The sequence below is a fragment of the Rhodococcus sp. MurmanLake-1 genome, from assembly GCF_056945715.1.
The window spans coordinates 275,148-287,310 of sequence record NZ_JBWZNF010000001.1 but is presented as its reverse complement, the minus strand read 5'-3'; the positions used below and the strand labels follow the sequence as shown (position 1 = coordinate 287,310).

The 12,163-nt window shown below is 64.2% G+C and carries 10 protein-coding genes; 2 read left to right on the top strand and 8 right to left on the bottom strand.

The annotated features are described in order from the left end of the window. Positions 1-2 precede the first annotated feature (2 nt). Both tal and tkt read right to left on the bottom strand, forming a co-directional pair. Positions 3-1,127 carry a transaldolase gene (gene tal / locus AC2ETI_RS01140; RefSeq protein WP_029255341.1) on the bottom strand — a complete coding sequence of 375 codons (1,125 nt, stop codon included), beginning with the start codon at positions 1,125-1,127 and terminating at the stop codon, positions 3-5. A gap of 5 nt (positions 1,128-1,132) precedes the next feature. Next, the gene (gene tkt, locus AC2ETI_RS01135) at positions 1,133-3,235 is read right to left on the bottom strand and encodes a transketolase (RefSeq protein ID WP_019748403.1); all 2,103 of its coding nucleotides are present in this window, start codon (positions 3,233-3,235) and stop codon (positions 1,133-1,135) included. A gap of 201 nt (positions 3,236-3,436) precedes the next feature. On the opposite strand from tkt, the gene AC2ETI_RS01130 reads away from it, so the two are divergent. Continuing rightward, positions 3,437-4,420 carry a heme o synthase gene (locus AC2ETI_RS01130; protein WP_003944994.1) on the top strand — a complete coding sequence of 328 codons (984 nt, stop codon included), beginning with the start codon at positions 3,437-3,439 and terminating at the stop codon, positions 4,418-4,420. Between the two features lie 56 nt (positions 4,421-4,476). Here the strand turns inward: AC2ETI_RS01130 and AC2ETI_RS01125 are convergent, their stop codons facing one another. Continuing rightward, complete coding sequence (locus tag AC2ETI_RS01125) at positions 4,477-5,442, bottom strand: quinone oxidoreductase family protein (RefSeq protein WP_020907725.1); 966 nt, start codon at positions 5,440-5,442, stop codon at positions 4,477-4,479. An 83-nt stretch (positions 5,443-5,525) separates the two neighbouring features. Here AC2ETI_RS01125 and AC2ETI_RS01120 point away from each other — a divergent pair, with 83 nt between their 5' ends. Further along, the gene (locus AC2ETI_RS01120) at positions 5,526-5,888 is read left to right on the top strand and encodes a hypothetical protein (protein WP_019748406.1); all 363 of its coding nucleotides are present in this window, start codon (positions 5,526-5,528) and stop codon (positions 5,886-5,888) included. A 63-nt stretch (positions 5,889-5,951) separates the two neighbouring features. On the opposite strand, the gene AC2ETI_RS01115 is transcribed toward AC2ETI_RS01120, so the two are convergent. From AC2ETI_RS01115 to mptB, 5 genes are all read right to left on the bottom strand, one after another. Next, positions 5,952-6,926, bottom strand: coding sequence for a COX15/CtaA family protein (locus tag AC2ETI_RS01115; RefSeq protein WP_019748407.1), 975 nt, complete (start codon positions 6,924-6,926; stop codon positions 5,952-5,954). A gap of 136 nt (positions 6,927-7,062) precedes the next feature. Next, positions 7,063-8,457, bottom strand: coding sequence for a hypothetical protein (locus tag AC2ETI_RS01110; protein WP_021344236.1), 1,395 nt, complete (start codon positions 8,455-8,457; stop codon positions 7,063-7,065). A 47-nt stretch (positions 8,458-8,504) separates the two neighbouring features. Then, positions 8,505-9,341, bottom strand: a complete 837-nt coding sequence (locus AC2ETI_RS01105; protein WP_370333988.1) for an ABC transporter permease — start codon at positions 9,339-9,341, stop codon at positions 8,505-8,507. A gap of 14 nt (positions 9,342-9,355) precedes the next feature. Continuing rightward, entirely contained in the window at positions 9,356-10,297 is a 942-nt protein-coding gene (locus AC2ETI_RS01100) for an ABC transporter ATP-binding protein (RefSeq protein WP_007727917.1), read from the bottom strand. Beyond that, positions 10,294-12,048, bottom strand: coding sequence for a polyprenol phosphomannose-dependent alpha 1,6 mannosyltransferase MptB (mptB, locus tag AC2ETI_RS01095; RefSeq protein ID WP_081329031.1), 1,755 nt, complete (start codon positions 12,046-12,048; stop codon positions 10,294-10,296). Before mptB ends, AC2ETI_RS01100 begins: the two co-directional genes overlap by 4 nt. Positions 12,049-12,163 lie beyond the last annotated feature (115 nt).

The window sequence follows — 12,163 nt, the reverse complement described above, 5'->3', positions numbered from 1 at the left end:
GCTCAGCTCTTCTGGGTTGCTGCGCGAAGCTGCTCGGCAGTTGCGTCGAGCAACTCGTTCCAGGACACCTCGAACTTGTCGACGCCCTCGGTCTCGAGGACCTTGAACACGTCCGCAAGATCGATGCCGACAGCTGCGAGCTGATCGAAGACGACCTGCGAGTCCTGAGCGGTGCCCGAAATCGTGTCGCCCGTGATCTCACCGTGGTCGGCGAGAGCGTCGAGCGTCTTCTCCGGCATGGTGTTGACCGTGTTGGGCGCAACCAGCTCGGTGACGTAGAGCGTGTCCGGGTAATCCGGGTTCTTCACGCCGGTCGACGCCCACAGCGGGCGCTGAGCCTTGGCGCCATCGGCCAGGAGAGCCTGGAAGCGCGGCTGCACCTCGAAGATCTGCTGGTACGCGTTGTACGCCAGACGAGCGTTTGCGAGTGCAGCCTTGCCACGAAGCTCGAGAGCTTCCGGCGTGCCGATCGCCGTGAGGCGGTTGTCGATCTCGGAATCCACACGGGAGACGAAGAACGAGGCGACCGACTCGATGGACGAGATGTCGCGGCCGGCAGCCTTGGCGGTGTCCAGACCGTCGAGGTACGCGCCCATGACAGCTTCGTAGCGCTCGACCGAGAAGATCAAAGTGACGTTGACGCTGATGCCTTCACCGATCACCTTGGCGATGGCGGGGATACCGGCCAGCGTCGCGGGGATCTTGATGAGGACGTTCGGGCGGTCGACGATCTTGTGCAGCTCGATCGCCTGCGCGACAGTCGCGTCGGTGTCGTGCGCCAGACGAGGATCGACCTCGATGGACACGCGGCCGTCGACGCCGTTCGAGGCCTCGAACTGCGGGGCCAGGATGTCGCACGCAGCGCGCACGTCGTCGGTGGTGACGGCCGTGATGGTGGCGTCGACATCGGCGCCGCGCTCGGCCAACTCGCGAACCTGAGCGTCGTAGGCCGAGCCCTTGGACAGTGCCGCCTGGAAGATCGACGGGTTGGTCGTGACACCCACGATCGACTTCGTGTCGATGAGGTTTTGCAGGTTGCCGGACTGGATGCGATCTCGCGAGAGGTCGTCAAGCCAGATGGAAACGCCTGCAGCGGAGAGCTTTTCGGTATTCACGTTCTGTGTCATCGAGATCATCCCTTCACAGATGCGAGGGAGCGCTGCGCGGCTTCGACAGTCGCGTCGGCGGTGATGCCGAACTCCCGGTACAAGGTCTTGTAATCGGCGGAAGCGCCGTAATGCTCGAGCGAGACGGCCTGGCCGGCGTCGCCGAGGATGCGCCACCACGGCATTGCGATACCGGCTTCGACGGACACGCGTGCGCGGACGGCGGGCGGAATGACCTCGTCGCGGTACGCCTGATCCTGCTCGAGGAACCAGTCGAGGCACGGCACGGAAACGACGCGGGTTGCGACGCCCTGAGCTTCGAGGGTCTCGCGAGCCTCGGTGGCCAGATGCAGTTCGGAACCGGTCGCAAGCAAGATGACCTCGGGCGAACCGTTGGCAGCGTCGACGAGGACGTAAGCGCCGCGCTTGACGCCTTCGGCAGCCTTCTCCTTGGTGCCTTCGAGCACCGGGATGTCCTGGCGGGTGAGCGCCAGAGCCGTCGGGCCCGTCTTGTTCTCGAGTGCTGCCTGCCATGCGAACGAGGTCTCGTTGGCGTCACCCGGGCGGACGACGGCGAGGTTCGGGATCGCACGAAGAGCAGCGAGGTGCTCGACCGGCTGGTGAGTCGGGCCGTCTTCGCCGAGACCGATCGAGTCGTGGGTCCAGACGTAGGTGACGGCAGTCTTCATCAGTGCAGCCAGGCGAACCGCCGGACGCATGTAGTCGGAGAAGACCATGAAGGTTCCGCCGTACGGGCGGGTCGGGCCGTGCAGCGCGATGCCGTTGAGGATCGAGCCCATCGCGTGCTCACGGATACCGAAGTGAAGCGTGCGGCCGTAAGGCTGCGCAGTCCAGTCGCTCGTGGAGATGGAGAAGGGGCCGAACGAATCTGCGCCCTTGATGGTGGTGTTGTTGCTGCCGGCGAGGTCGGCGGAACCGCCCCACAGCTCGGGCAGGATCGGTCCGAGCGCGTTGAGAGCCGAACCGGAGGCCTTGCGAGTCGCAACGCCCTTGGCGTCGGCCTCGTAGGTCGGGAGAGCGTCGGCCCAGCCGGCGGGGAACTCACCGGCGAACAGGCGGTCGAAGAGTTCCTTGCGCTCGGACTCACGTGCGGCCCACGCGTCGAACTCGACCTGCCATGCCTTGTGTGCGTCGGCTCCGCGCGAGACGACCTCACGGGCGTGAGCCAGAGCGTCGGCGTCGACGTCGAAGGACTTGCTCGGATCGAACCCGAGGGCTTCCTTGACCGCGGCGACCTCGTCGGCACCGAGTGCGGAGCCGTGAACGTCGCCGGTGTTCATCTTCTTCGGCGCCGGGAAACCGATGATGGTGCGGAGCAAGATGATGGACGGACGGTCGACGACGGCCTTGGCTGCGGCAACCGCGTCGAGGATGCCGGAGACGTTCTCGCCGCCATCGACGTGCTGAACGTGCCAGCCGTACGCCTCGTAGCGCTTTCCGACATCTTCGCCGAGAGCGATGGCGGTGTCGTGCTCGATGGAGATCTTGTTGTCGTCGTAGAAGACGATCAGGTTGCCCAGTTCCTGGACACCCGCGAGAGACGACGCCTCGGAGGTGACGCCTTCCTCGATGTCACCGTCGGACGCGATCACGTAGATGTGATGGTCGAAGGGAGAGGAGCCGACCGGGGTCTCCGGATCGAACAGCCCGCGCTCACGACGTGCAGCCATGGCCATGCCGACTGCGGACGCAAGGCCCTGGCCGAGCGGACCGGTGGTCATCTCGACGCCGACGGTGTGGCCGACCTCGGGGTGACCGGGGGTCAGTGCGCCCCACGTGCGGAGAGCTTCGAGGTCAGCAAGCTCGAGACCGTAGCCCGACAGGTAGAGCTGGGTGTACAGCGTCAAGGACGAATGGCCACAGGAAAGAACGAAGCGGTCACGGCCGACCCATTCTGCATCCGAAGGATCGTGGCGCATGATGCGCTGAAAGAGGGTGTATGCCAACGGCGCCAAGCTCATTGCAGTTCCGGGATGGCCGTTGCCGACCTTCTGAACCGCGTCGGCGGCGAGCACGCGGGCGGTATCGACAGCCTTGGTGTCCAGGTCGGTCCAGTCCGAGGGGTGGACGGGTTGCGTGAGGACGTGGATCTCGTCTGTGATCGACACTGGCAGATGTCTCCTGACATGGTGTACGTGGATTGCGAGGGTGGGGTGTCCCTCCACTGCGTAACCCAGCCTAATGGTCCTGGCTGTCCGGGTCGATTCGGTTCCTCAATGGCTGCGGTCTACCATCGTTCGTAGTAGAGGACAGTGTCAGCAGTGTGTCGTGAACAGTTAGTGCGGTAACGCGTGGTGCAAGGAGAGAACGTGCGGACAGGGCAACAGCCGAGCGGACATGGCTTCGGCAGCCCAGGTGCCGCCCCGCGGGCGACCAATACCGATACGGTGTGGGGTCGCGCAACGGGCAAGGTTCTGGCTTATATCGCGCTCACGAAGCCGCGAGTTATCGAATTGCTGTTGGTGGCAACCATTCCGGCAATGCTGCTGGCAGATCGCGGAACGGTCGACATCGTTCTGATCCTCAGCACCCTCTTCGGTGGCTGGATGGGCGCAGCGAGTGCGAACTCGCTCAACTGCGTCGTCGACGCCGACATCGACAAGGTCATGAAGCGCACCGCGAAGCGTCCGTTGGCCCGCGAGGCGGTGCCGACCCGTAACGCACTCGTCTTCGGACTTCTTCTCGGACTCGCGTCGTTCCTGTGGCTGTGGTGGCGAGCCAACCTCCTGGCCGGCATCCTCGTCGTGATCACGATCGCGTTCTACGTCCTCATCTACACGATGGTTCTCAAGCGTCGTACCTGGCAGAACGTCATCTGGGGTGGCGCAGCCGGATGTATGCCCGTCCTCGTGGGCTGGGCCGCTGTCACCGGGTCGCTGAGCTGGCAGCCCGTCGTGCTGTTCCTGATCATCTTCTTCTGGACGCCGCCGCACACCTGGGCGCTCGCGATGCGATACAAAGAGGACTACAAGGCGGCAGGCGTTCCCATGCTTCCGGTGATCGCCACCGAGGAGCACGTGACCAAGCAGATCCTGTTCTACAGCTGGGCGATGGTCGTCACGACGCTTGTCCTCGTCCCCGCGTCGGGCGTCATCTACGCCGCAATCACCATCGTCGCCGGTGCGTGGTTCCTGCTCATGGCTCATCAGCTGTACCGCAGCGTTCGCGGCGGTGCTCAGGTCAAGCCGCTGCGCCTGTTCCTGCAGTCGAACAACTATCTTGCGATCGTTTTCGTCGGCCTCGCTGTCGACTCGGTTCTCGGACTCCAGACGATCAGCGACATGCTCAGCTGATTCTGCTGTGCGCCTTTATTAACCGCGGGCGGTTAATAAAGGCGCACAGCACTTCGCTAGGGGATCAGAACGATCGACCCGGTCGTTGCTCTACCTTCCAAATCCCGATGGGCTGTTGCCGCGTCGGCGAGGGGATACTCGGCGCCGACGCGAATATCGAGCTTCCCGGCCGCAATGGCGTCGAAGACATCGCCGGCACGCCAGGTCAGTTCCTCACGAGTGCGAATGTGATGCGCAAGCGTCGGACGCGTCAGGAACAGCGAACCCGATGAATTGAGCCGCTGCGGATCAACCGGCGGAACCGGGCCACTGGCCGCACCGAACAATGCGACAGTGCCGCGAATACGGACGGAAGCCAGGCTCGAATCAAAAGTTGTCGCGCCGACGCCGTCGTATGCCGCCGCTACTCCTTCGCCGCCGGTCAACTCCCGGACTCTCGCTGCGATGTCCTCGTCGTACCGCAGGACCTCCGAGGCACCGGCGCCGCGCGAGAGTTCTTCCTTCGCATCCGACGACACAGTCGTGATGACCTTCGCCCCGAGGCTGACGGCCATCTGCGTCAGGATCAACCCGACGCCGCCCGCGCCCGCGTGCACGAGCACGGTGTCGCCGCTCTGGATCGGATACGTCGACTTAGCGAGGTAGTGCGCCGTCATCCCCTGCAGGAGCGCCGACGCTGCGGCCGATGCCGGGACACCGTCGGGCACCTTCACCGCGACTGCGGCGGGAACAGCCACCTTCTCGGCGTAGCTGCCCGTGGCGGCCGCCCACGCGACACGGTCACCAACGGCGAATTCGGTGACGTCGGAACCGGCAGCTTCGACGACGCCGCTGCCCTCGTCGCCGGGAATATAGGGGAGCGGGCGCTTGTACTGGCCCATTCGGAAATACGTGTCGATGAAATTGATGCCGATCGCTTCGGTCCTGACGAGTAGATCGCCTGGGCCGGGTGTCGGTTCGGGTTGTTCGGTCAGAGTCAGAACCTCTGGTCCGCCGGTCTCGGTCACGTAGATGGCTCGCATGGTTTCTGTTCTACACCCGGGACGGCCGACGCTCAGTCCATGCCTGGTGTCGCTTCCGGGCTACCGACCAGTATTGTCGAGTCATGAGCACCGATACCGAGAAGTCGGACGCCACCCCGTCCGCGCCGGAACTGCCGAAGTCCACGGTGAACGCCATCACCAAGTTCGTCGCCGAGCACGGCGGCTCCGCCAGCGCCGTCATTCAGCCGGTCGGCCTGGCCGGCGTTCGCATCACTCTCGTGGGTGCCGACGGCATCCTCGGTGATCAGGTTGTCGAGGACCTCGCCACGGCCAATGCCGTCGTTGCGTCGTTCGACACCGTCACCGTTGCCGAGTGGGAGCGTGAGCTGACGAGCATCGTCACCCCCCAGGAAGGCCACTTCAAGAAGATGGCCGGTTGGGTCGCCAACCAGACCCGGTTCCCGAAAGCACGCAACGAAGCCTGAAATGACGTGTGGGGCGTAGGAACACTTCTTGGTGTTCCTACGCCCCACACGTGTCTTGAAGCGTCAGAGAGCCGGTATCGGCGAATCGGTCGGCGTGTACTGGCGGGTCTTACCCGCAGCCCAAACTGCTGCGGTCGCAGCCGTGCACAGTCCCGCACCGGCGACGTGCATGATCACCAGAACTTCCGGCACATCGGTGAAGTACTGCACGACCCCGATGAGCGCTTGGGCGAGGATCAGTCCGAGCAGGACCTTCAGACGGATCTTCACGGCCGCAGATGTCCCGACCGCATATAGACCGAATGTCAGACCCACGACCAGCGCGAGATATCCGACCAGCAGCTGTGAGTGCAGATGAACAAGCGTCACGATCTCGACCTCCAGGCGCGGAACCGTGCGGTCCAGGCCCTTGTCGCCCGCGTGGGGACCTGCGCCCGTCACGAGAGTTCCGGCGACCAATACGCCGGCGAGCGCGACACCTGACAGCGCGGTAAGCCAGCGCAGCGGCTTCGGCATCACGACCAGAGTTGTTGCCTCGTCGGGTTCCGCGATCTTCGCGTACATCACCGTGGCAACCCAGACCATCAGCATCGACGCCACCAAGTGAATGGCGACCGTCCACCACAGGAGACCTGTGAGGACGGTGATACCGCCGATCACTGCCTGAACGACAGTGCCGAGCGGCATCATCCAGGCGTAGACAAGCACCTCTTTGCGGCGGCGAGCGCGAGTCACCGCGAGCACGATTGCGGCAGCGACGATGACGACCAGGAACGTGAGTAGGCGGTTGCCGAACTCGACGGCTTGGTGAATCACCGCGACCTGTCCGTGGCCGACCGGGACGAAGCTACCGGGGAAGCACTGCGGCCACGTCGGGCAACCGAGTCCCGAGTCCGTCACGCGCACCACCGCGCCGGTGACAGCGATGCCGCCCTGCGTCAGGATCACGATGAACGCGATGATTTTCTGCGTTTTCAGCGAGGGGAGAGGTAGTCGATCCACCAAGCGTAAAAATCCGGCATACACACGATTCACCACGCCAACGATCGTAGTTCCCCATCAACTACACAGTGTCGTTGGGGCCAGCTCGCTCCGCGCCTGCCCCGCGTCGTTGGGGGCAGGCGTTGAAGCAGGCGCGAAGCGAGCTGCCCCGCGTCGTCGGGACCAGCTCGCGTCAGTTCGCTCGAACGCGCACGATTCCCGAGATCGTTCCCTGGAAGTACTCGCCCGACTCGGTGATGAGTGCCGACATCTGCAGGGTGTCGTTGAGGATCGTCGACGGCAGCGGAGTCGAACCGATCTGTGACCCGTCCTTCGAGTCGATCACCGCGAACGAGTACCCGTCGAGCGGAGAGGTGCTCGGATTACCGTCCCGCGTGACGGTGTAGATCGAGCCGTCCGCCGTCGAGAGGTGCGGTACCGCGGAGCTACGAATCGTGTTGTCCCACACGACATGGCAGCCGACCGGATCGATGTCGACCCGGGTCATTCCGCCGTTGAAGGGTGCCGTGGCGGGGACCGCTGGACCGGCACCTTCAGGAGTCGTGGGGTACGGGTATCCGTAAGTGCCGGCCACGTAGACCGAATGACCGATGCCGACGGGGGAGTTCTCGCTGCCACTCGGTGAGCCGTCCTTGCTGGCCGCGGACAACACCGGCTGCGTGCACACCTCGGCGCCCGTGTCAGCGCGATAGACGTGCAAGCTCACTGTCGGGTGGGCGTTGTCGACGATGGTCAAGAAATCGCTGCCCGTCGACGGGCCGAAGTATGTCGGAGTCGATCCGGTTCCCCAGCTGAGCTGACCCGGATTGCGGGCCGGCCCTCGGTCGTACGGCTGACGCCAGTCGATGACGACTTCGTCGCCACTTCGCTTCAGTTGGTAAAGCGCGTGGGTCGTTGCGACGGCAGTGCCCGTCGGGGAGGTGGAGATGCTGTTCTGCACCTGCTCACCCTCGGGGAGCGCAATGCTGTGCGCGATTCGATCCGCGCCGACGTACCCGACGGTGCCGTGCCCCGTGGCGAACCAGACATTGCCGTCCCAATCCGGGGCGAGGCCGGTGACGTTGTCGTCGGCGGCAACCGCACCACTGAGATCGATGACATCCGCGAGTTCCAGCCGCCAACTGCCGTCCGGATTCTGCGCATGGGAAATGCGGACCAGTTGACGGTTTCCGTCGACGGCTACGAGACGGTTCTCGTTGTCGAGGTAGGCGTAGACGCCGCCGAGCAGGCTGCCCTTCGCGAGCGGCAGTTGCGCGACCGACCGTCCCAAGGGTGTGGCGTCGGCCTTCGGATCGATCAAATGGATGGTCGGGATCTGGCCGATCATCGTCGTGCAGAGCGAGACGATCATGCCGTCGGACCCCTGGAGGACCGTCGGGCAGGCGGCCATCATCGGGAAAGCTGTCACCTCGTGTGGGCCGGTTCCTGGACCAGGCAGCGGCGTGACGTCGGACGAGCCCGCGTCACCGTGCATGGTGGAAGTACCGACGGGACCGAGGTGCGGATTTGCAGGTGCGAGTGGACCGGACACCGAAGGGGTCGCCGTTGCGGGTCCGGCACACAACATCACTGTTGCGGCCACACAGCCGACGATCTGAGCTGTCCGTCGTGTACTCACGTGAACTTGAACCACCTTGCTGCGCAGACTCCGGCCACTGCGGCCCAGACGAGAAGTACGAGAATCGAGAACCAGTCCATCGAGGTGTCGAGGGCCGCTTCGAGTGCGTGTGCCAGGGCGCCGGACGGAACAATGCGCACCAGCGTGTGAACAGCGGTCGGGAGTTCACCGCTGGCGAAGACCACACTGCCGATGCCCACCATGATGAACCACAGGACGTTGGCGAGCGCGAGAACGATTTCTGCTCGCAATGTACCGCCGAGCAGCAGGCCAAGCGCTGCAAATGTGACAGTACCGATGGCAATGACCACTGCGCCGAGTACAAGTTCGACGAACGACGGACGCCACCCCAACGCCAAACCGATAGCGCCGAGCAACAGCGACTGCAGCGCCACGACGATGATGACGGCAGCGCTCTTGCCTGCGATGATTCCCCACCGCGGTAGAGGCGTTGCACCGAGTCGTTTGAGCGCGCCGTATCGGCGATCGAATCCGACGGCGATGGCCTGTCCGGTGAACGCCGTCGACATCACGGCAACCATCATGACACCGGGGAGCACGGTATCGACCCGAGAATCGCCCAAATCGCCGATCGGAAGTAGACACAGTCCGATGAGCAGGGTGATCGGGATGAACATGGTGAGCAGCAATTGCTCACCGTTGCGGAGCAGAAGTGTCAGCTCCAGTTTGGTCTGCGCCGCCAGCATCTTGGCCGCCGAATTGGGGCGGGGATCCGGCGAGAAGGTGCCTGGCTCGAAGCGGTTCTCGGCGAGCCGCCGGTCTCGGGCAACGCTGATGGGACTGCTCTGGCCGTTCGACGCTGTTTCGTTCATGACCTTGATCTCCGTCATCCCCTCAGTTCCCGGCCCGTCAATTCGAGGAAGACGTCTTCCAGACTCCGTTGATCGACGCGAATGTCGTTGATCAGCACGTCCTGATCGGCACACCACGTCGCAACTGTTGCCACGGTTGCCGGATCGATTGCACCTTCGACGACGTAGGTGCCTGGGTTGGATTCCTCGATGCGGAACCCGGCGAGTGAACCGGCCAGCGAATCGAGGCTCAAACCGGGAACCGTCGTCAGACGGAGTTGTCCTTCGGCGCCCTTGCTGGTGACCTCGGCCGGCGTTCCCGATGCGACGATCTTGCCGTGGTCGATGATGACCAGTTCGTCGGCGAGTGCTTCGGCCTCGTCCATGAGGTGTGTGGTGAGCAGGACGCTCACGCCGTCGCGTCGCAGAGCGTCGATGAGTTCCCACACGAGCAGGCGCGCCTGAGCGTCGAGTCCAGCGGTGGGTTCGTCCAGAAATACCAATTCGGGGCGGCCGACCAGCGCGCACGCCAGGGACAGTCGTTGCTGCTGGCCTCCGGAGAGACGGCGGTACGGGGTCTTGCGCGCATCGGTGAGGCCGAGTTTGGAAAGGAGCCAGGCGGGATCGAGCGGGTCGGCCGAGTATGCGGCCACGAGGTCGAGCATTTCCCCGGCCTTGGACCCGGGGTACGCGCCGCCGCCCTGCAGCATGACGCCGATTCGTGAGCGGACTTCACCGGAGTCGGCGATGGGGTCGAGACCGAGCACTCGAACCGTGCCGGCATCGGGGGTGACAAACCCTTCGCACATCTCGACGGTGGTTGTCTTACCGGCTCCGTTGGGGCCGAGCAGGGCAACGACCTGGGCCGTCTCGACAGTGAGATCGATACCGTCGACGGCTCGAACACCGTCGAAGGACTTGACGACACCCTGGATCTGTACCGCCGGCGTCGACGATCTGGAGGCTCTCGAGGTCACGGGGAATCAGCGTAAGCCCCCGCCGAGTTGTCTTCGTCTACCGGTCCGCCTTTCGTGATCTCCGCTACTGGCTTGTCGCTACGCCAGGGGAGTGAATTGCGGGTGAAGACGATGAGCGTTCCGGCGGTGAGGATGGTCGCGATGACGGCCTGCACGATCATGAACGGAAGGTATTCGGCGCCGTTGGACATCAACATGACGCTGACGATCGAGGTGAAAACGACGGCAGGGATGCGGAAAATCGGTGCGGTGGCCCACGCGGCCAGCGGAAGGATCGCCCACAGCAGGTACCACGGCTGAACGACGGGGAACAGGAGAACGATCGCTCCGAGTGCGATGCCGAGTCCACCGACCGGGTGTATGCGGCCCATGTACACCGAGATCATCATCCGTGCGGTGACGAGCATGGCGACGAGAGTCGCGATGGGCCGCGTGATCGTGAGGATCGCCGTCGTGTGATCGCCGAGTCCGAGCAGTACACCGGCCAATCCCGTGCCGACGCCCAGGAGCGTCGGGATGGACATCCAACTCCGGACTGCGGTGGCGGTGTCGAGGGTGTTGATCCAGCCCATACCGAGCCCACTGGCCACGCTGATGACAAACGTGACGACAGCGGCAACGACGCCCAGGAGGATCGCGGCTCCCGCCAGGGCTTTCCAGGTTCCACCCCAACGCCGAGCCAAGGCCATGCCGACAAATCCCAAGGCAAGCAAGGACGGAATTTTGACGGTCGACGACAATGCGATCAAACCTGATCCCGCAACGAGATAGAACAGCGCTCGGCCACGGATGGGCCCGGACCCTTCGACTGCGCGGAGGGCGATCTCGATTCCGGCGAGCATCAACCCGAGCATGAGCGCTTCGTTGTGGATGCCGGCCACCAAGTGGAAGAGCAACAGCGGGTTCGCGGCACCGAGCCAGAGCGAACTGACGGCAGAGACACCGCATCGCTTGGCCAGTCGAGGTATCGCCCACACGATGAGCGCGACGCCGGCCAATGCGAGCAAGCGGTGCAAGAAGATTCCGGCCACGATGTTGTCGCCGGTCAGTGAGCTGATCCCGCGTCCCAGCCACAGGAAGAACGGTCCGTACGGAGCCGGGGTGTCGCGCCAGATCGTCGGAACCGTGCGGGTGAGAACGTGGTCGACACCCAGTGCCGCCTTGGGACCGATGGCGTACGGATCGAGTCCACGGGCCGCGATTTCGCTTTGAGCCAGATACGAGTAGACGTCGCGGCTGAACATCGGCGGTGCGACCGAGAGCGGCAGGATCCACAGCAGGAGTGTGCGGTCCAACTGGGAACGGGTCATGCGCCGCGGTGCGCCGGAACGGCTGCGTATGTCCCCGACTGCAAATCGGCCCATCATCAGCCAGGCCAGAACGACGAGCACGGTTCCGGTCATCGTCATGGTGAGTGAGACCGTCGGCATACGTCCGGGAAGGCTGAGGACTCGAAGTCCTGCGGTCGGATTCTGCAGGACGGGTTGTGCGCCGGCGCCGAGCGCTCCGACTGCCATCAAGACCGCGCCGGTCGCGCCGAATCGGCGGATCCCTCGCAGTTGTGCGGTTTCCTTCGCGTTCAGGCCCGGGCGCTCGTCCTCGTCGCCGTGCAGCACCGCGGCCATACTCTGCCGGGGAGCGGATCCGAAAGGTCGAACGCCGATTGTGGAAAGCGCGAGTGCCTTGGGTTTTTCCAGCAGGATCGCGCGCGCCGATCGCGCGGTCGTCGTCTTCTCGGGGGTCTGCGGCACACCAGGCAGCGTAGCGGCTCCATCCAGCCGGACAGACAAGCACAAACAACGTACGTTGTCCGGATATTCCCGAATGTAATGCAGGTTGCCCTTAGTAGACCTGCGAAAAGAATTC